27 protein-coding genes are annotated in these 22,653 nt (G+C 66.6%); 14 read left to right on the top strand and 13 right to left on the bottom strand.

Translation table 11 applies throughout. The features are described from left to right. Positions 1-41: 41 nt before the first annotated feature. From VSO01S_RS13405 to dnaB, 6 genes are all read left to right on the top strand, one after another. A complete protein-coding gene (locus tag VSO01S_RS13405; protein WP_068643170.1) occupies positions 42-533 on the top strand; it encodes a hypothetical protein in 492 nt (163 codons plus the stop codon). Positions 534-788: 255 nt separating this feature from the next. Then, positions 789-1,169, top strand: a complete 381-nt coding sequence (gene rpsF, locus VSO01S_RS13400; RefSeq protein ID WP_068643167.1) for a 30S ribosomal protein S6 — start codon at positions 789-791, stop codon at positions 1,167-1,169. Between the two features lie 16 nt (positions 1,170-1,185). Continuing rightward, positions 1,186-1,479, top strand: coding sequence for a primosomal replication protein N (gene priB, locus VSO01S_RS13395; protein WP_245684202.1), 294 nt, complete (start codon positions 1,186-1,188; stop codon positions 1,477-1,479). A gap of 20 nt (positions 1,480-1,499) precedes the next feature. Beyond that, positions 1,500-1,781: a 30S ribosomal protein S18 gene (gene rpsR / locus VSO01S_RS13390; protein WP_068643165.1), complete on the top strand. Its 282-nt coding sequence runs from the start codon at positions 1,500-1,502 to the stop codon at positions 1,779-1,781. Positions 1,782-1,793: 12 nt separating this feature from the next. After that, positions 1,794-2,246 carry a 50S ribosomal protein L9 gene (gene rplI / locus VSO01S_RS13385; RefSeq protein ID WP_068643163.1) on the top strand — a complete coding sequence of 151 codons (453 nt, stop codon included), beginning with the start codon at positions 1,794-1,796 and terminating at the stop codon, positions 2,244-2,246. Positions 2,247-2,414: 168 nt separating this feature from the next. Continuing rightward, complete coding sequence (gene dnaB, locus VSO01S_RS13380) at positions 2,415-3,821, top strand: replicative DNA helicase (protein ID WP_068643161.1); 1,407 nt, start codon at positions 2,415-2,417, stop codon at positions 3,819-3,821. Positions 3,822-3,842: 21 nt separating this feature from the next. On the opposite strand, the gene VSO01S_RS13375 is transcribed toward dnaB, so the two are convergent. The 6 genes from VSO01S_RS13375 to VSO01S_RS13350 all read right to left on the bottom strand — a co-directional run bounded on the left by VSO01S_RS13375 (position 3,843) and on the right by VSO01S_RS13350 (position 8,803). Then, entirely contained in the window at positions 3,843-4,544 is a 702-nt protein-coding gene (locus VSO01S_RS13375; protein WP_068643160.1) for a helix-turn-helix transcriptional regulator, read from the bottom strand. A gap of 12 nt (positions 4,545-4,556) precedes the next feature. Further along, on the bottom strand, positions 4,557-5,009 hold the full coding sequence (locus tag VSO01S_RS13370; protein WP_068643157.1) for a GyrI-like domain-containing protein: 453 nt from the start codon (positions 5,007-5,009) through the stop codon (positions 4,557-4,559). A gap of 166 nt (positions 5,010-5,175) precedes the next feature. Beyond that, the gene (locus VSO01S_RS13365; protein WP_068643156.1) at positions 5,176-5,547 is read right to left on the bottom strand and encodes a VOC family protein; all 372 of its coding nucleotides are present in this window, start codon (positions 5,545-5,547) and stop codon (positions 5,176-5,178) included. Positions 5,548-5,682: 135 nt separating this feature from the next. Beyond that, on the bottom strand, positions 5,683-7,428 hold the full coding sequence (locus VSO01S_RS13360) for a PhoH family protein (protein WP_068643154.1): 1,746 nt from the start codon (positions 7,426-7,428) through the stop codon (positions 5,683-5,685). Between the two features lie 200 nt (positions 7,429-7,628). Beyond that, positions 7,629-8,105 carry a peroxiredoxin gene (locus VSO01S_RS13355; protein WP_068643152.1) on the bottom strand — a complete coding sequence of 159 codons (477 nt, stop codon included), beginning with the start codon at positions 8,103-8,105 and terminating at the stop codon, positions 7,629-7,631. A 308-nt stretch (positions 8,106-8,413) separates the two neighbouring features. Beyond that, the gene (locus tag VSO01S_RS13350) at positions 8,414-8,803 is read right to left on the bottom strand and encodes an Mth938-like domain-containing protein (protein WP_068643149.1); all 390 of its coding nucleotides are present in this window, start codon (positions 8,801-8,803) and stop codon (positions 8,414-8,416) included. Positions 8,804-8,870: 67 nt separating this feature from the next. Between VSO01S_RS13350 and VSO01S_RS13345 the strand changes: the two genes are divergently transcribed. From VSO01S_RS13345 to VSO01S_RS13320, 6 genes are all read left to right on the top strand, one after another. Further along, positions 8,871-10,097: a pyridoxal phosphate-dependent aminotransferase gene (locus VSO01S_RS13345; protein WP_068643147.1), complete on the top strand. Its 1,227-nt coding sequence runs from the start codon at positions 8,871-8,873 to the stop codon at positions 10,095-10,097. 57 nt (positions 10,098-10,154) lie between these two features. Further along, positions 10,155-11,477 (top strand): homoserine dehydrogenase, encoded by a 1,323-nt coding sequence (locus tag VSO01S_RS13340; RefSeq protein WP_068643145.1) that lies wholly within the window; start codon positions 10,155-10,157, stop codon positions 11,475-11,477. Continuing rightward, on the top strand, positions 11,477-12,892 hold the full coding sequence (thrC, locus tag VSO01S_RS13335) for a threonine synthase (protein WP_068643143.1): 1,416 nt from the start codon (positions 11,477-11,479) through the stop codon (positions 12,890-12,892). The genes VSO01S_RS13340 and thrC overlap by 1 nt, the downstream gene beginning before the upstream one ends. A gap of 75 nt (positions 12,893-12,967) precedes the next feature. Further along, the gene (gene mobB, locus VSO01S_RS13330) at positions 12,968-13,513 is read left to right on the top strand and encodes a molybdopterin-guanine dinucleotide biosynthesis protein B (RefSeq protein ID WP_068643141.1); all 546 of its coding nucleotides are present in this window, start codon (positions 12,968-12,970) and stop codon (positions 13,511-13,513) included. Next, positions 13,506-14,771 carry a molybdopterin molybdotransferase MoeA gene (locus VSO01S_RS13325; RefSeq protein WP_068643139.1) on the top strand — a complete coding sequence of 422 codons (1,266 nt, stop codon included), beginning with the start codon at positions 13,506-13,508 and terminating at the stop codon, positions 14,769-14,771. The genes mobB and VSO01S_RS13325 overlap by 8 nt, the downstream gene beginning before the upstream one ends. A gap of 2 nt (positions 14,772-14,773) precedes the next feature. Then, positions 14,774-15,031 carry a MoaD/ThiS family protein gene (locus VSO01S_RS13320; RefSeq protein WP_068643137.1) on the top strand — a complete coding sequence of 86 codons (258 nt, stop codon included), beginning with the start codon at positions 14,774-14,776 and terminating at the stop codon, positions 15,029-15,031. Between the two features lie 18 nt (positions 15,032-15,049). Here the strand turns inward: VSO01S_RS13320 and VSO01S_RS13315 are convergent, their stop codons facing one another. The 5 genes from VSO01S_RS13315 to VSO01S_RS13295 all read right to left on the bottom strand — a co-directional run bounded on the left by VSO01S_RS13315 (position 15,050) and on the right by VSO01S_RS13295 (position 18,785). Next, positions 15,050-15,637 (bottom strand): hypothetical protein, encoded by a 588-nt coding sequence (locus tag VSO01S_RS13315; RefSeq protein ID WP_245684201.1) that lies wholly within the window; start codon positions 15,635-15,637, stop codon positions 15,050-15,052. A gap of 104 nt (positions 15,638-15,741) precedes the next feature. Beyond that, on the bottom strand, positions 15,742-16,311 hold the full coding sequence (locus VSO01S_RS13310; RefSeq protein ID WP_068643133.1) for an RBBP9/YdeN family alpha/beta hydrolase: 570 nt from the start codon (positions 16,309-16,311) through the stop codon (positions 15,742-15,744). Next, on the bottom strand, positions 16,308-17,297 hold the full coding sequence (locus VSO01S_RS13305; protein ID WP_068643131.1) for a Bug family tripartite tricarboxylate transporter substrate binding protein: 990 nt from the start codon (positions 17,295-17,297) through the stop codon (positions 16,308-16,310). Before VSO01S_RS13305 ends, VSO01S_RS13310 begins: the two co-directional genes overlap by 4 nt. 4 nt (positions 17,298-17,301) lie before the next feature. Next, positions 17,302-17,712: a carboxymuconolactone decarboxylase family protein gene (locus VSO01S_RS13300; RefSeq protein ID WP_068643130.1), complete on the bottom strand. Its 411-nt coding sequence runs from the start codon at positions 17,710-17,712 to the stop codon at positions 17,302-17,304. A gap of 14 nt (positions 17,713-17,726) precedes the next feature. Next, positions 17,727-18,785, bottom strand: coding sequence for a beta-keto acid cleavage family enzyme (locus VSO01S_RS13295; RefSeq protein WP_068643128.1), 1,059 nt, complete (start codon positions 18,783-18,785; stop codon positions 17,727-17,729). 144 nt (positions 18,786-18,929) lie between these two features. Between VSO01S_RS13295 and VSO01S_RS13290 the strand changes: the two genes are divergently transcribed. After that, the gene (locus tag VSO01S_RS13290; RefSeq protein WP_068643126.1) at positions 18,930-19,958 is read left to right on the top strand and encodes an AraC family transcriptional regulator; all 1,029 of its coding nucleotides are present in this window, start codon (positions 18,930-18,932) and stop codon (positions 19,956-19,958) included. Positions 19,959-20,086: 128 nt separating this feature from the next. Beyond that, a complete protein-coding gene (locus VSO01S_RS13285; protein WP_068643124.1) occupies positions 20,087-21,070 on the top strand; it encodes a Bug family tripartite tricarboxylate transporter substrate binding protein in 984 nt (327 codons plus the stop codon). Positions 21,071-21,083: 13 nt separating this feature from the next. Here VSO01S_RS13285 and dapA read toward each other — a convergent pair whose 3' ends face one another. Continuing rightward, complete coding sequence (gene dapA, locus VSO01S_RS13280) at positions 21,084-21,974, bottom strand: 4-hydroxy-tetrahydrodipicolinate synthase (protein ID WP_068643122.1); 891 nt, start codon at positions 21,972-21,974, stop codon at positions 21,084-21,086. A gap of 291 nt (positions 21,975-22,265) precedes the next feature. After that, the gene (locus tag VSO01S_RS13275) at positions 22,266-22,604 is read right to left on the bottom strand and encodes a VOC family protein (RefSeq protein WP_068643120.1); all 339 of its coding nucleotides are present in this window, start codon (positions 22,602-22,604) and stop codon (positions 22,266-22,268) included. Between the last annotated feature and the right edge of the window lie 49 nt (positions 22,605-22,653).

The raw sequence follows: 22,653 nt of genomic DNA, 5'->3' as shown, positions 1-22,653 counted from the left end.
GTCTCGCTAACAGGCCAGCATTCACTTCGAGAAAACAGCCAATGATCCTATTCAAGACCGAAGCGGGCCAGCGGGCCATCAAGGACCGCTCCGTCATCGTGACGCCCCGCCAGCGCTCGGCGTTCATCCTGTTCGACGGCAAACGGTCGATGGACGAGGTGGTCGCCGCGGGCTTGGGGGTGACGCGGGAAGATGTCGAGCAGATGGTGGCGCTGGGGCTGCTGGTGCCTGCCGATGGGGCGGCGCCTGTTGTGCAAACCGCCGCGGCGCCCAGCCCGGCAGCCGTTGCGGCGCCTTCGCCGGTCCCTGCCGACACCCCGGCCGCCGCGCCCATGAGCCACCAGCAGCGTTATCAGGCGGCCTACCCGATCGCGACCCGGCTCACGGCGGCCCTCGGGCTTCGGGGCTTCAAGCTCAACCTTGCCGTCGAGGCGGCGGCCAACTGGGAAGAACTGGTGGGCTTGGCGCCCAAGATCCGTGCCGCGGTCGGCACAGACCGGGCGGTCGAATTGGACCGTGCCCTGGGCATCTGAGCGCCTGGCCCACTTGGGCAAGTCGGCAGAAGCTGCTATAATCGCGGGCTTCGCCTTGCCACACTGCATTTGACGCTGCGGGTGGCTTTCAATCTCCGCCTGGCGGACAGGTTGCAACCAAGGGGCGCGAAATTTCCGCAAGCAATCCGGCCCCGTTGCCTTGGCATTGCGTACAGCGGCAAGGTGGCGCACGCCACCCGACTTTTCGCCTCCAGGAAGCGGCCCAACGCCAGGCCCACATCCAAAAGGAGTGCCATGCGTCACTACGAAATCATTTTGCTGATCCACCCGGATCAGAGCGAGCAAGTTCCCGCCATGCTGGAGCGCTACAAGGGCATGATCACCGCCGGCAACGGCAAGATCCATCGCGTGGAAGACTGGGGCCGCCGCCAACTGGCCTACCAGATCAACAAGCTGAGCAAGGCCCATTACCTGTGCGTCAACATCGAAGCCGACCAGGCTGTGATGGCTGAACTGGAGCACGCCTTCAAGTTCAACGACGCCGTCCTGCGCCACCTGACCGTGCAGAAGAAGAAGGCCGAGACCGCTCCTTCGTCGATGATGAAGACCGTCGAGCGCGAAGAAGCCCGCAAGGCCCAGCAAGCCGAGTACGCTGCCGCGAACAACAACGGTTGATGCGAAGGGCCCCGCTGTGGCAGCCAATCAGCTGGTGCTGACTGCCTGCCTCGCCGAACGCGGATCCTTGCGATACACGCCCGCCGGATTGCCGGCCCTTGACCTCAAGCTCGAACACGAGTCGCAGGTCGAAGACGCCGGGCAACGCAGGCAGGTGAAGGCGGCCTTGAAGGCCGTCGCCTTCGGCAGCAATGCCGAGAGGCTCGCAGGGCAGGCACTGGGAAGCATCTGGACATTCCAGGGCTTTCTCGCCACTCCCGGTTCGGCCAAGCACCCGGTTCTGCACATCCAGGATTTTCAGCAAGATTAATTTTCGAAAGAGGTCCCGAAATGGCCACGTTCAAGAAATTCAACAAAGACAAGCGCCCGAAGCGCAACACCCAGTCGCTGCTGTTCAAGCGCAAGCGCTTCTGCCGCTTCACCGTCGCTGGCGTCGAAGAAATCGACTACAAGGATGTCGACACGCTGCGTGACTTCATCAGCGAAAACGGCAAGATCATCCCCGCGCGCCTGACCGGCACGCGTGCCATCTATCAGCGCCAGCTGAACACCGCGATCAAGCGCGCCCGCTTCCTCGCGCTGGTGCCCTACACCGACCAGCACCGCGTCTAAGGAGAGGTTCACATGCAAATCATTCTTCTGGACAAGGTCGTCAACCTGGGTGCCCTGGGTGACATCGTCAAGGTCAAGGACGGCTACGCCCGCAACTTCCTGATTCCGTCGGGTCGTGCTCGCCGCGCCACCGAAGCCAACAAGGCCGAATTCGCCGCCAAGCGCGCCGAACTCGAGAAGGCTGCCGCCGCCAAGCTGGCCGAAGCCCAAGCCCAGGGCGAGAAGCTCGCCGGCGCCTCGATCAAGCTGACGCAGAAGGCCGGCGTGGACGGCCGCCTGTTCGGCTCGGTCACCAACCACGACGTGGCCGAAGAGCTGAACAAGCTCGGCTACAAGGTGGTGAAGTCGCAGGTGCGCATGCCCAACGGCCCCATCAAGATCGTTGGCGACAGCACTGTGTCGGTGTCGCTGCACACCGACGTGACCGTCGAGATCAACGTCACGGTCTACGGCGAAAGCGCCTGATTCCGAGCGCCTCGTGCGCTTCGATGCAAAGGCCGCCTCCGGGCGGCCTTTGTTTTTTTGCATGCCGAGTTGTCCCGGCCGGTGCACTGGAAGATCACCGGTTATGCACAGCCTTGTCCAGTGACGGCAGGCGTCCGGCGCCTTAGCATGCAGGGCTTCAAGAAATCTATGTCAGCAGTTTTTTCTTACGCAGACAACGACCCGTCGAGCGACCGCCAGGTGGCTCAACTGCGCGTTCCACCCCATTCCATCGAAGCCGAATCCAGCGTGCTGGGTGGCCTGTTGCTCGACAACGGCGCCTGGGACCGCGTCGGCGACCTGCTGGTGGAAGGCGACTTCTACCGGCACGAACACAAGCTGATCTTCACGGCGATGGAGCAGCTGATCAACGCCAGCAAGCCGGCGGATGTGATCACCGTCTACGAGAAGCTGCAGAACCTGGGCAAGATCGAGGAAATCCAGGGCGGCCTGGTGTACCTGAACACGCTGGCGCAGTACGTGCCCAGCGCGAGCAACATCCGCCGCTACGCAGAGATCGTGCGCGAGCGCTCCATCCTGCGCAAGCTGGTGAGCGCCAGCGACGAGATCGCCACCAATGCCTTCAATCCCCAAGGCAAGGGGGTCGACAAGATCCTGGACGAGGCCGAGCAGAAGATCTTCAACATCGGCGAAGAGGGCGCGCGCTCGCAGCAGGGCTTCCAGAGCATGGACACCCTGGTGGTGGAGTTGCTGGACCGCGTGACCGAGATGGCCGACAACCCGAACGACATCACCGGCGTTCGCACGGGCTTCTACGAATTCGACAAGATGACCTCGGGCCTGCAGCCGGGCGACATGATCGTGCTGGCCGCGCGTCCTTCCATGGGCAAGACCTCGCTCGCCATCAACATCGCCGAGCATGTGGCCATCGAGGAAGGGCTGCCGGTGGCGGTGTTCTCCATGGAAATGGGCGCCTCGCAGCTGGCCGTGCGTATCGTGGGCTCCATCGGACGCATCGACCAGGGCCACCTTCGCACCGGCCGCCTCACCGACGAGGAATGGCCGCGCCTGACCGAGGCCATCGAGAAGCTGCGCACCGTGTCGCTGCACATCGACGAGACGCCGGGCCTGTCGACCAGCGAACTGCGCGCGAACTCGCGGCGGCTGGCGCGCCAGTACGGGCGGCTGGGCCTGATCGTGGTGGACTACCTGCAACTCATGAGCGTGTCCAGCGGCATGAGCGACGAGAACCGTGCCACCGCCGTGGGCGAAATCTCGCGCGGGCTGAAGATGCTGGCCAAGGAACTCAAGTGCCCGGTGATCGCGCTGTCGCAGCTCAGCCGCGGCGTGGAAAGCCGTACCGACAAGCGCCCGATGATGAGCGACCTGCGCGAGTCCGGGGCCATCGAGCAGGACGCGGACATCATCATGTTCATCTACCGCGACGACTACTACAACAAGGACTCGAAGGAGCCGGGCGTGGCCGAGGTGATCATCAGCAAGCACCGCAACGGGCCCACCGGCACCGTCAAGCTGGCCTTCCTGAAGCCGCTCACCAAGTTCGAGAACCTGGCTGGCGGCGGGGCCGAGTTCTGAAGTTCTGAAGCGGGGCGGCCGCTAGGCCATGCGCATGGGGTCGGCCTCGAGCCGGCGCAGCATCTCGGCCAGCGTCTTGCCTTCCTCGTCGCGGAAGCGCTCGGGCAGCACCTCGATGTCGTCGATGCGATCGATGCGAAATCCGCGGAAGTCCTCGCGCAGCTCGCACCACGCCGAGAACGTCCACACCTTGCCCCAGTAGAAGCAGCCCAGCGGCCGCACTACGCGCTGCGTAGGCGCGCCGATCACGTCGTGATAGCGCATGCGCAGCTTGTGGCGCGATTGCACGGCCTCGCGCAAGGTCTGCAGCCGCATGCGCGTCGCGTCGTCCAGCGCCCAGGAGGGCGTGGGTGCGAACAAGGCCAGGCTTTCGGCCGTTGCGCGCGCCACCGGCGGCAAGACGGAAACCACCTTGCCGATGGCCGTCTGGATGTCGCGTGCCATGGCCGGGTCGACCCAGCTTTGCGCCAGGCGAGCCGCCGCCACCAGCGCGGTGGCTTCGTCCTGCGTGAACATCAGCGGCGGAAGGTCGAAGCCCGTGCCCAGGCGGTAGCCGACGCCGGCTTCGCCCTCGATGGGCACGCCCTGCACCTGGAGGTCGGCCACGTCGCGGTAGATGGTTCGCTCCGACACCTCCAGCCGCTGGGCCAGGAAGGCCGCGGTCGTGAGACGGCGGCCCCGGATGAGTTGGACGATCTGGAACAGGCGGTCGGCACGGCGCATCGTTGGGGGACGTCAGTTGAACAGCACGCCGATGTGGACGTCGACCTGGTCGGGGCCGCCGTAGGACTCGAAGTCGCTGCGATAGGTGCGGCGGATCTCGGGGTGCTCGTCGAAATACTGCCAGACGGCGTCCCACACGGCCAGCACCATCTGCGGCATCCGCCCCTGGCCGCTGAAGACCAGGTAGTCGCCCGCCTCGATGTGAACCGTGGCCGGCTCGCCGGCGACGGCCACGCCCGCGGTCATGTCGAAGGCGCCGTCATGTCCCGACTCGTAGCTGGAGTACACGCCGTACAGGCGCATGTCGCCCACGCGGTGCGGCGCCTCGTAGGCGCACTCGTCGAAGAACTGGTCCCAGAGCTTGCCGATGCGTGCGGACTGGGGATCGCGCTCGTCCTTATTGCAGGTGCGCGTGGTGAGGCCGGCGACACTGAAGGCCTCGCGTCGTCGAAGTTGCGGTTGCATTTCCAGACTCCTCTTGGGATCGATCAAAGGCAGCCCGGCCGCGCGCACTCGTGGTGCACGCAGGCGGGCCGCACTTTGTACTCGTTGTGGTTCGGGCTTGCCAATGACCCCGAACGACTGGGGTCTTGCCGGCCATCCGCGCCATGCGCAGGTGGCTGCCCGTGCTTCATTTCAGCGCATGCAGGCCCACCACGTTGCCTTCCGTATCGCGGACGTGGGCGAAGAAGCCCATGCCGGGCGGCAGCGCGGTTTTCTGCACGACGATGCCGCCGCCGGCCGTCTTGGCGCGCGACAGTGCGGCATCGATGCTGGGTTCGCAGTCCAGGTAGATGCGCACCCCGTGCCCATTGGCCGAACCGGCATCCGGGCTGGCCTGCAGGCAGCCGCCGGCGGCCGGTTCTTCATACGGAAACACGGCGAGGTTCTGGTCGCCGAACTGCTCGCGCCGAAGCGCCCGGGCCAGCATGACCTCGTAGAAGCGCTGGGCGCGGTCCATGTCGGCGACGGGGATTTCGAACCAGTTGATGGTGTTGGCCATGAGAGCGCTCCTTGTTCCGGGAATGGTGTGGAAAAACCGAGAGCGTGATGCTGCGCGCCAGCTCCTGACAACGTGTTGTCAGGAGCATGGCGTCGCAGCTTCCGGCCAACCGCCGGACTGAATGGGAGGCGTTGCCTAGAGAACGTCGCTCGCGAAATCCGCCAGGCGCGAGCGCTCGCCGCGCGCCAGCGTGATGTGCCCGCCGTGCGGCCATCCCTTGAAGCGATCCACCGCGTAGGTGAGGCCCGAGGAGCCTTCGGTGAGGTAGGGCGTGTCGATCTGCGCGATGTTGCCCATGCAGATGATCTTGGTGCCGGGCCCCGCACGCGTAATCAAGGTCTTCATCTGCTTGGGCGTGAGGTTCTGCGCCTCGTCGATGATGACGTACTTGTTCATGAAGGTGCGTCCGCGCATGAAGTTCATGCTCTTGATCTTGATGCGGCTGCGGATGAGCTCGTTGGTGGCGGCGCGGCCCCATTCGCCCGCGCCGCTGCCGTCGCCCTTGGCCAGGAACTCCAGGTTGTCGTCCAGCGCGCCCATCCACGGGCCCATCTTTTCCTCTTCGGTGCCCGGCAGGAAACCGATGTCCTCGCCCACGCTGACGGTGGCGCGGGTCATGATGATCTCGGTGTAGCGGCGGTCGTCCAGTACTTGCGTCAGGCCGGAGGCCAGGGCCATCAGCGTCTTGCCGGTGCCGGCCGTGCCGGTGAGGGTGACGAAGTCGACGTCCGGGTCCATCAGCAGGTTCATCGCGAAGTTCTGCTCGCGATTGCGCGTGGTCACACCCCACACCGCGTTCTTGCCGGACGAGTAGTCCTTCAGCGTCTTGAGCACGGCGGTGTTCTCGCGGATCTCGGTGACGCGGGCATACATGCTCGGCTCGCCGGGTGCCTCGAAATACACGAACTGGTTGATGAACAGACTGGGCACCAGCGGCCCGCTGATGCGGTAGAAGGTGCTGCTGCCGCTTTGCCAGCTTTCCACCGTCTTGCTCTGGCGGGTCCAGAAGTCGGGCGGCAGGGCCAGCGAACCCGAATAGAGCAGGTCGCCGTCTTCCAGCGTCTTGTCGTTCTGGTAGTCGTCGGCGGCCAGGCCCAAGGCGCGCGCCTTGACGCGCATGTTGATGTCCTTGGACACCAGCACCACGTCGCGCTTGGGCCGGTCGGGCGCCTCGGTGGCGTAGCGGTCGCGCAGGGCCTGCACCACGCCCAGGATCTGGTTGTCGGCCTTGCCTTGCGGCAGGCTGGTGGGCAGCGTGTATTCCAGGGGGGAGGTCTGGAAGAACAGCCGACCGCCGGCTTCGCGGTGGCCGGTGGAGTCGAGCTGCAGGCCCTTGGCGATGTCGGCCCCCTGGGCGGCAGCCAGCGCGTCCAGCGTGCGGCTGCTCTGGCGGCCGTTGCGGGCGACTTCGGTGGTGCCTTTCTTGTGGCCGTCGAGCTCTTCCAGCACGATCATCGGCAGGAAGATGTCGTGCTCCTCGAAGCGGAACAGGCAGGTCGGGTCGTGCAGCAGCACGTTGGTGTCGAGCACGAAGAGCTTGGTGGCGCCGTCCGATTTGGCGCGTTTGGCGCGCGGCGCTTGCTGCGGCGCCAAAGAGGGCACCGGCGCCTGCGCGTCGCCGCTGCGGCGTTTGGTCTTTGCCGCGGGAGCGGCCGGGGCAGGCGCCTTCAGCAGCGCCGGCGTGTTGTCCTGGACTGCGCCGCCGGCATCCTCGCTGTGGCGGTCGAAGAGTTCCAGTGCCTGCGGGCCGGCGGGGGCTCGATCGTCAGAGCGACGATCGGTGGCGCGGCGTGAGCCCTTGTGCGAGGTGCGGGCCGGTGCGTCGAGCGCGTCCGGCGAGAGGAAGGCAGCGCGTTTCGTGGGGGCGGGAGGCAGGGGCATGTGGCGGTTCGCTCGCTGGAAATGAGGGGAAGTGAAGGCCAGAAAACGAAAAAGCCGCCTTAGACCTAAGGCGGCTTTGTTCGTTGGATGCGGTTGCGGGCGTCAACGGCATGAGCCCATTATGCACACCGCGTGTGACAGCAACCGCTGCCGTTGCGAACCACCAACGTGATTGCGCAAAAGAACACGAATCAGGACGATCAGGCAGCCTTCTTGAGCGCCTTGACCGCCTTGAGCACGTCGTCGACATGGCCGGGGACCTTCAGGCCGCGCCATTCGGCCTTGAGGATGCCGTCGGCGCCGATGAGGAAGGTGCTGCGCTCGATGCCCTTGACCTTCTTGCCGTACATGATCTTGTTCTTGACCACGCCGAACATGTGGCACATCTTTTCTTCGGTGTCGGCGATGAGTTCGAAGGGCAGCTCGAGCTTGGCCTTGAATTCGTCATGCGACTTCATGTTGTCGCGCGAGACGCCGAACACCGTGGCGCCGGCCTTCTCGAAGTCCTTGAAGCGGTCGCGGAACTGCATGGCTTCGGTGGTGCAGCCGGGCGTGTTGTCCTTGGGATAGAAGTACATCACGACGACGTGGCCCAGATGCGAGGTGTTGGAGACCTTGATCCCGCCGGTAGCGTTGGCTTCGAATTCTGGAATTGGTTTATTGACAACGATCGCCATGAAACTTTGTATCTCCGCTTAGATTCCCTGCAAGGGAAGGTTTGGTCGTTGCTCACCTGTGAGTCCGGGCTCCCGGCAAAAGAACGGAGCACCCGGACGCAACGCGACGGCAGGCATTTCCGATACATTTGCAGCACCGCTCGAATGCGCCCCTACGCATTCGAGGTATTGCGAAACTCCGCGCTCAGAAAAACACGCAGGAATCCCAATGCATTTGGGGCCGGCCGTTGAGTTTGCAACCCGTGATTTTACCCTGAAACGTCGCCCGCCTGATGTGATCGGGTACCGTGAAGGGCCATGCAAGCCGCCTACGCGCCGTCCCCGTTCAGGGGCTCGACGATCAGCGCGGCCACGACATGTCGGCCCTCGGCCGCGAGAATGTTGTAGGTACGACAAGCGGCGCCTGTGTCCATGGTTTCCACGCCCGTTCGCCTGGCCATCAGGCCGGTGAGCCACATGGGCTTGGGAAAGCGGATCTTGCTGCCGGAGCCGAAAATGATGAGTTCGGCGCCCAACTCGACCAGCCGCTCGAAGTGCGCAGGGCCGAGGTCCTCGTAGCGCGGACAGTCCCAGGCGAAGCGCTCTCCGCGCGAGCCGACGACCACGCTGCCGTCCACCTTTTCGTTGTTGACGGCCACCCAGCCGGGGCCATGTGCGGTCAGGGTCTGGACGTCGGACTTGTCGGGCTGGAGCTTCATCGAGAAGAGGCGCTTTCTGTGGTCAAATTATAGGTTTTCCCCAGTAAAAGTACGCCCCGGAGGGCCTTTGAAGACCATTTCCAAATCCGCCAAGCTGGCCAACGTGCTCTACGACATCCGTGGCCCGATCATGGATGCCGCCAAGCAGATGGAGGAAGAAGGGCACAAGATCATCAAGCTGAACATCGGCAACCTGGCTGTATTCGGCTTCGATGCGCCCGAGGAAGTGCAGCAGGACATGATTCGCAACCTGCCCAATTCGGCGGGCTACTCCGACAGCAAGGGCATCTTCGCGGCACGCAAGGCGGTGATGCACTACACCCAGCAGCAGGGCATTGCGGGCGTGACGCTGGACGACATCTACCTGGGCAACGGCGCGAGCGAGCTGATCGCCATGGCCACCAACGCACTGCTGGACGACGGCGACGAGCTGCTGCTGCCCGCACCCGACTATCCGCTGTGGACGGCCGTGACCAGCCTGTCGGGCGGCCGGCCGGTGCACTACGTGTGCGACGAGGCCAACAACTGGATGCCCAACCTGGACGACATCCGCGCCAAGATCACGCCGCGCACCAAGGGCATCGTGGTCATCAACCCGAACAACCCCACCGGCGTGGTGTATTCGGACGAACTGCTCAAGGGCATCGTGCGCATCGCGCGCGAGCACGGGCTGGTCATCCTGGCCGACGAGGTCTACGACAAGGTGCTGTACGACGGCGTGAAGCACACGGCGCTGGGCAGCCTGTCGAGCGATGTGCTCACGCTCACTTTCAATTCGCTGTCCAAGAGCTACCGCTCCTGCGGCTATCGCGCGGGCTGGCTGGTGGTGTCGGGCGACAAGTCGGCCGCGCAGGACTACGTCGAGGGCCTGAACATGCTCTCGAACATGAAGCTGTGCGCCAACGTGCCCGGCCAGTGGGCCATCCAGACGGCGCTGGGCGGCTACCAGAGCATCAACGAACTGGTGGGCGAAGGCGGGCGGCTGCGCCGCCAGCGCGACCTGGCCTACGAGCTGATCACCGCCATTCCGGGCGTGAGCTGCGTCAAGCCGCAAGCGGCGCTCTACATGTTTCCCAAGCTCGATCCCAAGGTCTATCCGGTCGAGGATGACCGCCAGTTCTTCCTGGAACTGCTGCGCGAGACCAAGGTCATGCTGGTGCAGGGCACCGGCTTCAACTGGGGCGCGCCCGACCACTTCCGCATCGTCTTCCTGCCGCACGAGGAAGACCTGCGCGAGGCCATCGGCCGCATCGCCCGCTTCCTCGAACGCTACCGCAAGCGACACAGCGCTTGATTCTTCCCTTACCTTTTCCTGCCTCTGACGCGCGTTGAACCCCAAATGACTGAATCCATGAAACCCATCCAGGTCGGCCTTCTGGGCGCCGGCACCGTCGGCAGCGGCACCTTCAAGGTCCTGGCCCGCAACCAGGAAGAAATCAAGCGCCGCGCCGGCCGCGGCATCGAGATCGCCATGGTGGCCGACCTCGACACCGCGCGCGCCAAGGCGGTGGCCGGCGACGGCGTGCAGGTGGTGAGCGACGCCCGCGCGGTCATCGCCAACCCGGACATCGACATCGTCATCGAGCTGATCGGCGGCTACGGCATCGCCCGCCAGCTGGTGCTGGAAGCCATTGCGGCCGGCAAGCACGTGGTGACGGCCAACAAGGCCCTGCTGGCGGTGCACGGCACCGAGATCTTTGCCGCCGCGCACGAGAAGGGCGTGATGGTGGCCTTCGAAGCCGCCGTGGCCGGCGGCATCCCGATCATCAAGGCGCTGCGCGAAGGCCTCACGGCCAATTCCATCCAGTGGATCGCCGGCATCATCAACGGCACCACCAACTTCATCCTGTCCGAGATGCGCGACAAGGGCCTGGACTTCGACACGGTGCTCAAGGAGGCGCAGCGCCTGGGCTATGCCGAAGCCGACCCGACCTTCGACATCGAAGGTGTGGACGCGGCGCACAAGGTCACGCTGATGAGCGCCATCGCCTTCGGCACGGCGGTGCAGTTCGACAAGGCGCATGTGGAAGGCATCACCAAGCTGGCCGCGCAGGACATCAAGTACGCCGAGCAGCTGGGCTATCGCATCAAGCTGCTGGGCATCACCAAGCGGGTGGCCAAGGGCATCGAGCTGCGCGTGCACCCGAGCCTGGTGCCGTCCAAGCGGCTGCTGGCCAATGTGGAAGGCGCCATGAACGCCGTGGTGGTCAACGGCGACGCCGTCGGCACCACGCTGTACTACGGCAAGGGCGCCGGCAGCGAGCCCACGGCCAGCGCCGTCATCGCCGACCTGGTCGACATCACCCGCCTGCACACCGCCGACGCGGCCCACCGCGTGCCGCACCTGGCGTTCCACCCGAACGCGATGAGCGACCTGCCGATCCTGCCGATGAGCGAGGTCGTGACCAGCTACTACCTGCGCATGCGCGTGGCCGACGAGGCCGGCGTGCTGGCCAAGGTCACCGGCCTGCTGGCCAATGCCGGCATCAGCATCGACGCCGTGCTGCAGCGCGAGGCCGACGAAGTGGGCGGCGAGGGATCCACCCAGACCGACGTGATCATCCTCACGCACGACACGCGCGAAGGCACGCTGGACGACGCCCTGGCGCAGCTGCAGGCGCTGCCCTCGGTGCTGGCGCCGATCGTCCGCCTGCGCAAGGAGGAGCTGTCCTGATGCGCTACCTGTCCACGCGCGGCCACCCCGATCGCCGGCGCTTCTGCGAGATCCTGCTCGAAGGCCTGGCGCCCGACGGCGGCCTCTACCTGCCCGAGCGCTATCCGCAGGTCGATGCCGCGACCCTCGAGCGCTGGCGCAAGCTGCCTTATGCCGAGCTGGCCTTCGAGGTGCTGTCGCTGTACATCGACGACATTCCGCCGGCCGACTTGCGCGCCCTGTGCGCCAAGACCTACACCGAGGAAGTGTTCGGCACGGAAGACATCGTTCCGCTGCGCGAACTGGAAGACGGTGTGTACCTCGAGGCCCTGTCCAACGGCCCGACGCTGGCCTTCAAGGACATGGCCATGCAGCTCCTGGGCAACCTGTTCGAGTACGAACTGGCGCGCCGCGGCGAGGAACTCAACATCCTGGGCGCCACCAGCGGGGACACCGGCAGCGCAGCCGAGTACGCCATGCGCGGCAAGAAGGGCGTGCGCGTCTTCATGACCTCGCCCGACGGCCGCATGAGCCCGTTCCAGCAGGCGCAGATGTTCAGCCTGCAGGACCCGAACATCCACAACCTGGCGATCGAAGGCGTGTTCGACGACTGCCAGGACATCGTCAAGGCGGTCAGCAACGACCTGGAGTTCAAGCGCAAGTACAAGATCGGCACGGTCAACTCGATCAACTGGGCGCGCTTGCTGGCTCAGGTGGTCTACTACTTCGCCGGTTACTTCCAGGCCACGGGCAGCAACGATCAGAAGGTCAGCTTCGCCGTGCCCTCGGGCAATTTCGGCAACGTCTGCGCCGGCCATGTGGCGCGCATGATGGGCCTGCCCATCCACCAGCTGGTGGTGGCCACCAACGAGAACGACGTGCTGGACGAGTTCTTCCGCACCGGCGTGTACCGGGTGCGCGGCGCCGCCGACACGCACGAGACGTCCAGCCCGTCGATGGACATCAGCAAAGCCAGCAACTTCGAGCGCTTCGTGTTCGACCTGCTGGGCCGCGACGCCGCCAAGGCGCGCGCGCTGTTCGAGGGCGAGCTGGGCCAGTCCGGCCGCTTCGACCTGAGTGCCGACCCGGTCTTTGCCGGCGCCAGCGCCCGCTTCGGCTTCGTCAGCAGCCGCAGCACGCATGCCGACCGCATTGCCACCATCCGCGACACGGACAAGCGCTTTGCCACGCTCATCGACACCCACACCGCGGACGGCCTCAAGGCCGCACGCGAGCACCTGACCCCGGGCGTGCCGATGATCGTGCTGGAGACGGCCCTGCCCATCAAGTTCGCCGCCAGCATCGTCGAAGCCCTGGGCCACGAGCCCGACCGGCCGGCACGCTTCGTGGGAATCGAGTCACTGCCAAAGAGGGTTACGCGCCTGCCCAAGGACGTGGACGCCGTCAAGCGATACATTTCGCAGCACTGTGATTGAACATTGAGAAAGAGCCGGCTCGGCAGGTGCAGCGGCACCGCCTTTGCCGGCCGGAGACAACGAGGTAGCGGTGCGATGAAAGTCATCGGTTTTTCGGGGTATTCGGGTTCCGGCAAGACCACGCTGGTCGAGCGCCTCATTCCCGTGCTCAAGCTGCAGGGCCAGCGCGTGTCGGTGGTCAAGCATGCGCACCACAAGTTCGACATCGACCATGCCGGCAAGGACACCTACCGGCACCGCGAGGCGGGCGCCTTCGAGGTGGTGGTGGCGTCGGACAAGCGGCTGGCGCTCATCCGCGAGTTCGAGCAACCGACCCAGCTGAGCGTGCACCATCTCATCGCCGAGCTGTACGACGGCGTGGACTGGGTGCTGGTCGAGGGCTTCAAGCACAGCGACCTGCTGAAGATCGAGGTCTGGCGCCAGCCCGAGCCGGGCTCGGTGGCCCGCCCGCTGCTGTACCCTGAAGACGCCTTCATCTGCGCCGTGGCAACCGACGTCCCCGGCGCGCTGCCCCATCCCACCGCCTTGCCGGTGTTCGACCTGAACGATGCCGATGCCATCGGCCAGTGGCTGCTCGACAGCGCGGACCGCTTCGAATACGACTCCGAACTCTATGTCTGACACCAAGACCCCCGGCGCGCGGCCCCCGCTGATGCCCCTGGACGAAGCGCTCGCGCGCCTGCTGGAGAACGCCGGGCCGCGCCTGGCCACCGAGCGGGTCTCGACCTTCGAGGCCGACGGCCGCGTGCTGGCGCAGGACGTGGTGTCGGCCCTGACGGTGCCGCCGCGCGACAACAGCGCGATGGACGGCTACGCGGTGCGGGCTGCCGATTGCGAGGCGCCGGGTGCCATCCTGTCGGTGGCCCAGCGCATTCCGGCCGGCACGGTAGGTGCGCCGCTGGCGGCCGGCACGGCGGCACGGATCTTCACCGGCGCCCCGATTCCCGAAGGCGCCGATGCCGTCGTCATGCAGGAAGACACGGCGCTGCTCGACGGCGAGAGCGCCCAGGACGCTTTCGGCCGTGTGCGCATCGAGACGCCGCCCGCGGCTGGCCAGTGGATCCGCCGCGCCGGCGAAGACGTGGCGGCCGGCGACGTGGTGCTGCATCGCGGCGAGCGCCTGTCCGCCCAGGCGCTGGGCCTGGCGGCCAGTGTCGGCATGGACATGCTGGAAGTGTCCAGGCGGCCCCGCGTGGCGCTGCTGTCCACGGGCGACGAGCTTGTCATGCCGGGCGAGGTGGCCCCGCAGGACATGAAGCCCGGCGCCATCTACAACTCCAACCGCTTCTTCATGCGCGCGCTGCTGCACCGCCTGGGTTGCGAGGTGAGCGACCTGGGCATCGTGCCCGACAAGCGCGAAGCCACCATCGAGGCGCTGTGCCAGGCGGCGGCCAGCAACGACCTGATCGTGACGACGGGCGGCGTGTCGGTGGGCGAGGAAGACCACATCAAGGCCGCCGTGCAGTGGCTGGGCTCGCTGGAGCTGTGGTCGCTGTCGATGAAGCCGGGCAAGCCCTTCGCCTACGGCCGCATCGGCGATGCGCATGTGTGCGGCCTGCCGGGCAATCCGGTGTCCAGTTTTCTCACCTTTCTTCTGCTCGTGCGGCCCTTCGTGCTGACGCTGCAGGGCGCCAGCCGCGTCGCGCCGCAGCCGGTACCCATGCGTGCGGACTTCGACTGGCCCAGGGCGGATCGCCGCCGCGAATTCCTGCGTGCGCGGCGCAACGCGGCCGGCGGCCTGGATCTGTTCCCGAACCAGAGCTCGGGCGTGCTCACCTCCACCGTGTGGGGCGACGGCGTGATCGACACGCCCGCAGGGCAGCCATTCAAGGCGGGCGACACGGTGCAGTTCATTTCCTTCGCTTCACTTCTGGCGTGACGATGAGCAAACAAGTCACGGTCCGCTATTTCGCCTCGGTGCGGGAGATGCTTGGCAAAGGCAGCGAGACGCTGCAGACGGGCGCGCCCACGCTGGCGGCCCTGCGCGACGAGCTGATTGGCCGCGGCGCGCCCTATGCCGAAGCCCTGGCCCGCGGCAAGGCGGTGCGCATGGCGCTCGACCAGGTGATGAGTGCGGAAACCGCGGCCCTGGACGAGGGCAGCGAAGTCGCGTTCTTCCCGCCTGTCACCGGCGGTTGAGACGGGCGAGCGCTGCGGCTACCGGCCCAGCGCGGCCAGCTTCTTCCGGGCGCTCTCGAGGAGGCCGCCTCGCTCGGCGGCCGGCTGGGCCCTGGTATCGCCCTGCGCAATGATTTCGATGGCACCGGGGGCCGCCAGCTTCTGACCGAACCCTTCGTGTGCTGCGAGGCCGGCGAACTTCCTGCTGGAAATGACATGCACCTTGAGGTGCCGGCCGAGCGACTTCGAGAGCTTCTGGCACGCCGCGGCCATGTCCGATTCGTCCGGCACCCGCTCGCCGTGCACCACCAGCAGTTCCACCGTGGCCTCGCCGTCCTCGCCCAGCAAGAAGGCGCGCAGGACCGAATTCTTGAACTTCGAGCGCAGCATGGCGCGGATGGGCTCCGCCGCGGCAAAGGACTTGAGGGCGATGGACCGCAGTTCGCCGTAGAACACGAAGGACGCATTCGCGCCGACCGTTTCCGGCTCGTCGCCCTGCGCCTTGTGCCGGCTCAGGATGCCGTTCTTGACGAGGTGCTCCAGGGTCTGCTCCACCTCCTGCGCATCGAGCTTCGACGCCTTCGCCAGCTCATTCACCGGCAACCTGGCCGCGGGCTTGGCGAACACGGCCTTCAACAACTTCTGGACTTCGGGCGATAGGAGGAAATCTGCGGCACTCATTCTGGTTGGCGACAACGGGGCCCGGCATTATGGCGGGGCTGCGCAGGCGCTCAGCCGGCCGAGAGTTCGGCGATGAATGCTTCGGCCCGCGGCCACTCGCCGTAGCCGGAGGCCGGATTGAGGTGGCCCACTTCGCCCAGGTCGACCAGTTGGCTGTCCCAGTCCTTGGCCATCTTCTCCACCCGCTCGAAGCGGGCCAGCGGGTCGTTGCGGCTGGCGGCCACGATGCTCGGAAAAGGCAGCCGCGCGCGCGGCACCGGCAACCAGCCGCCCGCACGCAGGGCTTCGATGCTCGGGTAGCCCGCCGGCATCGGCTGCTCGAAGTCGGGCGGCGTGGCCAGCAGCGCGCCTTGCACGGCCCGCTGCGTGCGGTGCGCCCAGTGCATCAGCATCACCACGCCGCCGCTGTGCGCAACGATGACCAGCGGGCCGTCGATGGCTTGCGCGGCGAGTTCGATCGCTTGCACCTTGGCTGCGCAATCCAGGTCGTCGCGGCCCATGGGCGGCACCGTGTGCACGCGCGGCAGGCGCTCGGCCAGCAAGGTCTGCCAATGCAGCGGCACATGGTCGCGCAGGCCGGGGACGATCAGGATGGTCGGCGAAGTGGTCTTGTCGCTCATGGCTTGTAGTCGATCGAGCGCAGCAGCTGGCCGGTGTGCTCGTAGTCGCGCTTCAGTGCGCGGGTCCATTCCTCGGTGCTCTGGGCGGGGTTGGCGGTTTCCATGCCCAGGGCCTGCAGCTGTTCGCGCACGGCCGGCGTGGCGATGGCCTTCTGCAGTTCCGCGCGCAGCTTGCCGCGGATCTCGGCCGGCACATCGGGGGTGGACCACACGCCCGTGCCCATGGTCTGCGTGAGGCCCGCATAGCCCAGCTCGGCCAGCGTCGGCACCTCCGGCAGGAAGGGCGAGCGCTGCGGCGAAGTCACCGCCAGCGGCCTGAGCTTGCCGGCCTTGATCAGCGGCAGCGACGTGCCCATGCCGTCGAACATGAACTGCACCTGCCCGCCCATCACGTCCTGCAGCGCAGGCGGCGAGCCCTTGTAGCCGGCGTGCTCCATGTCCAGGCCGGCGGCGCGGTTGAGCTGCAGCCCTTCGATGTGCGACAGCGAGCCGGGGCTGTACGACGCGTAGGTGGCCTTGCCGGGGTTGGCCTTCACGTACGCCACCATCTCCGCCATGTTGCGGATCGGCAGGCTGGGGTTGGTCACCAGCACCAGCGCCACCTTGGCCACCTCGGCCACCGGTGCCAGGTCTTTGTGCGGGTCGATACGGAACTTGTAGCTGTAGGGGCCTTCGGTTACCAGCGAGTTGGGCGAGAGCACGAAGGTGTAGCCGTCGTGCGGCGCGCTCAGCATGGCGTCCACGGCGATGAGGCCGCCGGCGCCCGGCTTGTTGTCGACGATCACGGCCTGGCCGGTGCTGGCGCGAACGCTCTCGGCAACAGTGCGCGCGATCATGTCCGACGCGCCGCCGGCGGGCGCCGGAATCAGCAGGCGGATGGGGCGGCTGGGCCAGGCGGCCTGGGCATGGGCACCGCTCCACGCGAGCGTGGACAGCAGCGCCACCACGCACGCGCGGCGCGCGGCATTGGGCAGCAAGGTGCGCATGGCTTCAGCCCTCGCTCACGTCGGAGAACTCGCCGCGGCGATGGTTCTCCATCTCCTCGACCAGGATCGGCGCCGCCAGGCTCATGGTGTGCAGGCCCAGGGTGGCGGTGAGCTGCAGCACGGCGGTGATTTCCTCCGGCGTCACGCCCAGCGCCAGCGCGCGGCGGATGTGGCGGCGCACGCCGGGGCCGTACATGTGGGTCACCGATGCGTCGACGGCAATGGCCAGCAGCTCGAAGGTCTTGGGATCGATCACGCCGGAATTCAAAGGCGCGCTCACCATGGACATGAACTTCTCGGTCCACTGCGCGTCCAGCTGCGCCATGGGCTCCCAGTTGCGGTTCCACTGGCCGGCGGCACGCATGGCGTCGCAGATGGGCGTGGCGGGCGGCGGCGGGGATTGGTCGCTTCGCATCGCTCGAACCCTCCTCAGGCGGCCTTGCGCAGGAAGCCTTGCTGCGCGCCCTTGCGGTTGGGCGCGAAGCCGTTGGCCAGGAGCGACTCTTCCGTCGTTTCGTAGAACACGCCGATCTTGCTGATCTCGCGCGCTTCCTTGGCCGTGGCGATGGGGCGGCCGAACTCGCGCGAGATGCGCACCAGCTGTTCCACCTGCTTGACGGTGCTCATCTTCTCGGTGCGCGACTGGTTCCAGAGGTTGTCCTCGATGCCGGTGCGCACATGCAGGCCCATGGCGATGCCCATCATGTTGACGGGCAGCACGTTGCGCATGGAGCTTTCCACGGTGAGCACGGCGCCGTCCGGCACGGCGCGCACGAAGTGGGCCAGGCTGTAGATGTTGGGCGCGTCCATGCCGCCGCCGATGGCCACCCAGTTCATCACCAGCGGGCCCTTGTAGATGCCGCGGCGCATCAGGCGTTCCACCGATTCGAAGCTGTTGATGTTGTAGCACTGGAAGGCGCTCTGGATGCCGGCCTTGTTCAGGCGGCGGATGTGCTCCTCGGCCCAGCCGGGTTGCGCCGGCACGGTCATTTCCTTGTAGGCGTTGTAGACCTCGGGGTCTTCCATCGAGGTGCCCCGGGTGTCGGCGTCGTCCCAGTGCTCGACCACGTTCATCTGCGAGGTGTTGATGGTCACCGTCACCTGGTCGGGCGTGGGCTCGAGCTCGGCCAGCATGTGGCGCGTGTCGTCCGACAGCCACTTGGCGGCGGCGCCTTCGGTCTCGGGCGCGAAGCTGATGGAGCCGCCCACCTGGATGATCATCTCGGGCACCGCCTTGCGCACGCCGGCGATCAGCTCGTTGAACTTGGACAGGCGCTTGGAGCCCTTGCCGTCCAGCTCGCGCACATGCAGGTGCAGCACGGTGGCGCCGGCGTTGTAGCAGTCCACCGCCTTCTGGATCTGCTGCTCCATCGTGACCGGGATGTCTTCCGGGAAGTCGGAAGGCACCCACGACGGTGCGTAGGGCGCGGCGGTGATGATCAGCGGCTGCTGGTTTTCGGGGTAGAGGTGGCCGTCGAGGAAGTTCATTGCATGTCTCCGTTGGGTGGATGTGGATCGGTGGATGTCCCGTGTGCCGCACTGTAGAAATTGCCGCGCGGCCGCGCTTTGCAATCCATGCCAGCCGCTTTGCTTTTCATGCCAGAATGGCCGGCAGCCACAGGAGGTACCGCGATGGGCGCTCGGGTGCGTGCGGCAGCCCTCACCAACTTTTCAGAGGTTGTTCGCGAGCTGGGCTACGACCCGGCCGCGGCGCTGCGCCGCGCCGGCCTGCGCAGCGCCCAGATCCGCGACCCGGACCAGCTCATCGAGTCGCGCGTCGTGGCCCAGCTGCTGGAAGACACCGCCCGCGCAACGGGCTGCGAATCCATCGGACTGCGCATGGCCGAGCAGCGGCAGCTGTCGAACTTCGGCGTGGTGGGCCTGCTGCTCATCCATCAGCCGACGCTGCGGCACGTGCTGCTCACGCTCATCGGCCATGTGCACATGCTCAACGAGTCGCTGGCCATGCAGCTGGAAGATGCGGGTGAGATGGTCATCCTGCGCGAGGACCTGATGGCACCGGTGCCGGCGCGCCAGTCGGTGGAGCTGGCCATCGGCGTGCTCTTTCGCATGTGCGGGGCGCTGCTGGGCGAGCGCTGGAAGCCGGTGAGCGTGTGTTTCGCGCACGGGGCGCCGGCCGACACCACCACACATCGGCGGCTGTTTCGCTGCCGGGTGGAATTCGATGCGGAGTTCACCGGCATCGTCTGCCGCGCCGCCGACCTGGACGTGCCCAACCCTTCCGCCGATCCGGTGCTGGCGCGCTATGCGCTGACGATGGTCGACGCCCTGCCGGCGGCGCAGGAGCAACCCATCGACCAGGCGGTGCGCAAGGCCATCTACCTGATATTGCCCTCCGGCCGCGCGACCTGCGAGTCGGTGGCGCAGGGCCTGGGCCTGAGCATGCGCACGCTGCAGCGTGCGCTGGACGAGCGGGGGGCGAGCTTCAGCGACCTGCTGGGCGAAGTCCGCCACGAACTGGCGCAGCGCTATGTCGGCAGCACCCGCTACAGCCTGGGGCAGGTGGCCTCGCTGCTGGGCTACACCACGCACAGCGCCTTCACGCGCTGGTTCGGCGCGCGTTTCGGCTGTTCGCCCGAAGCGTGGCGCGCAGGCACCGGTGCCAAGCAGGTCCGGCGCAAGGCGGCACGGCCGATCTGAGGCCGGCTCTCCCTCTTGGTGTTTTCACTCACTGGCACGAAAAGCAAAGCCGGTGGCGCGAAAAGCAAAGGACCTGGAGCGGCTCGCCCCGAAGATTCGGCCCCAAGGAAAACAGGAGACAAGCCATCATGAAATTCCCCACCGCCCTCATCAACCGCCGCTGCGCGCTCGCCCTGGCCGCCGCAGCCCTGCTGGCCGGCCAGAACGCGCTGGCGTGGACCGACAAGCCCGTGAAGCTGCTGGTGCCCGCGCCGGCCGGCGGCACGGCCGACGTGTTCGCGCGCCTGATCAGCGACCAGCTGTCCGCCGAGATCGGCCAGCCGGTGGTGGTGGAGAACAAGCCCGGTGCCGGCGGTGCCATCGCCGTGCAGGCGCTGCGCGCCGCGCCGGCCAACGGCCAGACGCTGCTGGTGTGCGCCAGCAACGTGCTGACCGAGGTGCCGCATGTGCTCAAGAGCAATTTCGATCCGCTCAAGGACGTGACGCCGGTCGCGGCGCTGGCCAAGGGCACCATGGTGCTGGTCGGCTCGCCCACGCTGCCGGCCACGGACGTGAAGAGCCTGGTGGCTTACTTCAAGAGCCACCCGGGCGGCAACTTCGCGTCCTACAGCGCCGGCACGAGTTCGCAGTACGCCGGGCTGATCTTCAGCCAGAAGGCGGGCCTGGACCTGCAGCACGTGCCCTTCCCGGGGTCGCCGCCGGCGCTGGTCGAGCTCATGGCCGGCCGCATTCCGGTCATGTTCGACGGCCTCACCACCTCCAAGGCGATGATTGCCAGCGGCAAGCTCAAGGTCTTCGGCGTGGCGGCCAAGTCGCGTTCGCCTCAGCTGCCCGGCGTGCCCACGATGGCGGAGCAGGGCTATCCGGAGCTGGACTTCGGCAACTGGATGGGCGTGATCGCCGCCAGCGGAACCTCGCCCGAACTCGTCGCGAAGATGCACGCGGCTCTGGCGCGCATCGGCGCCAACCCCAAGGTGCGCGAGCGCCTGGCCGCCAACGGCTTCGACCCGGTCGAAGACCAGCCGGCCGACAAGCTGGCCCAGTCGGTGAAGGCCGAGTACGAGCGCAACGGCGCCATCGTCAAGGCCTTCGACATCCGCCTGAACAACTGAGCCGTGGCCGCTTCTAGAGCCGGCGCAGCGCCTGCTCCACCTGCACCCGCAGCGAAGCGCCTGCCGGCGTCATCGGCAGGCGCAGTTCGTCGGCAATCCAACCTTCGTGCGCCAGCGCCGCCTTGAGCGGGCCGGGGTTCGGTTCTGCGAACAGCAGCTCGACGAGCGGCAGCAGGGGCTGCCAGTGTTCGCGGGCGCGTGCCAGCCGGCCTTGCCGGATGTCGTCGATCACCTGCACGAAGCGCTCCGTCTTCAGGTGGGCACTGGCCGCAATCGCGCCGGCGCCGCCCAGGGCCATGGTGGTGAAGATCTGCCCGTCTTCCCCGGCCAGCACCTGCAGGCGGCCGTCGGTGATCAGCGCCTGCGTCTTGCGGGCATCGCCGCCGCAGTCCTTGATGGCGCGGATGCGCGGATGCGCCGCCAACGCCAGCAGGGTCTCGAGAGACAGCGTGGCGCCGGTGCGGTAGGGAATGTCGTAGACGACGACCGGCGCCTCGCTGGCCTGCGCAATCGTCTCGAACCAATGGATCAAGCCGGCCTGCGACGGGCGGATGTAGCTCGGCGCAGGCACCAGCAGCCCGGCCAGCGGCCGCGAGAACAGGCGGTCGACCCAGGCCAGCATCTTGCCCAGGTGGTAGCCGCTCACGCCCATCATCCGCGGCAGTTCGGGCGCGGCTTCGATCACTGTGTCGAGCACGGCCAGCTGCTCGTCTTCATCGAGCGCGGCGGCTTCGCCGGTGGAGCCGCAGACCACGAAGCCGGCGATGCCGGTGGCGGCCAGGCGGCGGGTGAGGGCGGCCAGCGCCGCGTGGTCCACCGCGCCGCCGCGAAAGGGTGTGACCAGGGGAATCCAGAGGCCGGAGAAATCCGGGGCGGCGCTTGAAGTGGGTTGCTGTGGTTGCACGCGAAGTCCTTTGTTTCGAACAGGATGAATCGACCGATGGAAGAACCATCGTCGAACGCGCGCACAGCACAGGCGGGGAAATGGGGTGAGGAAAACCAGCCGGTTCCGTCGCTCATCCGACGACGGAACCGGAGCTCCGGTCAGACGAGCTCAGGTTTTTTGGAGGCTTTGCCCGAGATGCGCACCAGCACGGATGCACAGCCCTCAAACGAGGGTGCTGGCAGCTGGGCAATGCGGGCGGGCATGGCGGCAGTGTAACGGCCCCGTGCGGCCGACGGTGTTGCGATCGGGCTACTCCGCCTGCCGGAAGGCAAGGAGGTAGCCGTTGCAGTCGCGCAGACCGAACTCGCGGGCGCCGTAGGGCATGTCCTGAATCGGCCAGGCGACCGGCGTCTTGTCCTTGACCGCGTTCCAGAAGCCTTCGACATCGGCCACGGAGAAATAGATGGTGCCCGAGAACCCGGGCCCGGTGGCCCAAAGGTCCTGTGTGGTGAAGATCAGCTTGCCGCCTTCCTTCTCGACAGTGAGTGTGCTTTGCGCCGACTCCATGGTGTGGAAGCCCAGCACCGCGTGATAGAACTCGCGCGTCTCTTCGAGATCGCGGCAGCGCAGCAGCAGAGTGAGTGACATGTCTGGGCTCCCGGTGTCGACCTCATCTTATCGACCCGGGTGCGGTTTC

Source organism: Variovorax soli NBRC 106424 (genome assembly GCF_001591385.1).
GTDB classification, from domain to species: Bacteria; Pseudomonadota; Gammaproteobacteria; order Burkholderiales; family Burkholderiaceae_C; genus Variovorax; species Variovorax soli.
This window is presented reverse-complemented; position numbering and strand designations above follow the sequence as displayed.

Bases quoted from the DNA above. Each gene is read 5' to 3' on its own strand.
- VSO01S_RS13285 (WP_068643124.1), top strand. From the start codon at position 20,087: ATGAAATTCCCCACCGCCCTCATCAACCGCCGCTGCGCGCTCGCCCTG.
- VSO01S_RS13340 (WP_068643145.1), top strand. From the start codon at position 10,155: ATGAAACCCATCCAGGTCGGCCTTCTGGGCGCCGGCACCGTCGGCAGC.
- rpsR (WP_068643165.1), top strand. From the start codon at position 1,500: ATGGCCACGTTCAAGAAATTCAACAAAGACAAGCGCCCGAAGCGCAAC.
- thrC (WP_068643143.1), top strand. From the start codon at position 11,477: ATGCGCTACCTGTCCACGCGCGGCCACCCCGATCGCCGGCGCTTCTGC.
- VSO01S_RS13350 (WP_068643149.1), bottom strand. From the start codon at position 8,803: ATGAAGCTCCAGCCCGACAAGTCCGACGTCCAGACCCTGACCGCACAT.
- VSO01S_RS13275 (WP_068643120.1), bottom strand. From the start codon at position 22,604: ATGTCACTCACTCTGCTGCTGCGCTGCCGCGATCTCGAAGAGACGCGC.
- VSO01S_RS13290 (WP_068643126.1), top strand. From the start codon at position 18,930: ATGGGCGCTCGGGTGCGTGCGGCAGCCCTCACCAACTTTTCAGAGGTT.
- rplI (WP_068643163.1), top strand. From the start codon at position 1,794: ATGCAAATCATTCTTCTGGACAAGGTCGTCAACCTGGGTGCCCTGGGT.
- VSO01S_RS13360 (WP_068643154.1), bottom strand. From the start codon at position 7,428: ATGCCCCTGCCTCCCGCCCCCACGAAACGCGCTGCCTTCCTCTCGCCG.
- VSO01S_RS13370 (WP_068643157.1), bottom strand. From the start codon at position 5,009: ATGCAACCGCAACTTCGACGACGCGAGGCCTTCAGTGTCGCCGGCCTC.
- VSO01S_RS13365 (WP_068643156.1), bottom strand. From the start codon at position 5,547: ATGGCCAACACCATCAACTGGTTCGAAATCCCCGTCGCCGACATGGAC.
- VSO01S_RS13295 (WP_068643128.1), bottom strand. From the start codon at position 18,785: ATGAACTTCCTCGACGGCCACCTCTACCCCGAAAACCAGCAGCCGCTG.
- VSO01S_RS13375 (WP_068643160.1), bottom strand. From the start codon at position 4,544: ATGCGCCGTGCCGACCGCCTGTTCCAGATCGTCCAACTCATCCGGGGC.
- VSO01S_RS13300 (WP_068643130.1), bottom strand. From the start codon at position 17,712: ATGCGAAGCGACCAATCCCCGCCGCCGCCCGCCACGCCCATCTGCGAC.
- rpsF (WP_068643167.1), top strand. From the start codon at position 789: ATGCGTCACTACGAAATCATTTTGCTGATCCACCCGGATCAGAGCGAG.
- VSO01S_RS13305 (WP_068643131.1), bottom strand. From the start codon at position 17,297: ATGCGCACCTTGCTGCCCAATGCCGCGCGCCGCGCGTGCGTGGTGGCG.
- VSO01S_RS13325 (WP_068643139.1), top strand. From the start codon at position 13,506: ATGTCTGACACCAAGACCCCCGGCGCGCGGCCCCCGCTGATGCCCCTG.
- VSO01S_RS13320 (WP_068643137.1), top strand. From the start codon at position 14,774: ATGAGCAAACAAGTCACGGTCCGCTATTTCGCCTCGGTGCGGGAGATG.
- VSO01S_RS13355 (WP_068643152.1), bottom strand. From the start codon at position 8,105: ATGGCGATCGTTGTCAATAAACCAATTCCAGAATTCGAAGCCAACGCT.
- VSO01S_RS13405 (WP_068643170.1), top strand. From the start codon at position 42: ATGATCCTATTCAAGACCGAAGCGGGCCAGCGGGCCATCAAGGACCGC.
- VSO01S_RS13310 (WP_068643133.1), bottom strand. From the start codon at position 16,311: ATGAGCGACAAGACCACTTCGCCGACCATCCTGATCGTCCCCGGCCTG.
- dnaB (WP_068643161.1), top strand. From the start codon at position 2,415: ATGTCAGCAGTTTTTTCTTACGCAGACAACGACCCGTCGAGCGACCGC.
- mobB (WP_068643141.1), top strand. From the start codon at position 12,968: ATGAAAGTCATCGGTTTTTCGGGGTATTCGGGTTCCGGCAAGACCACG.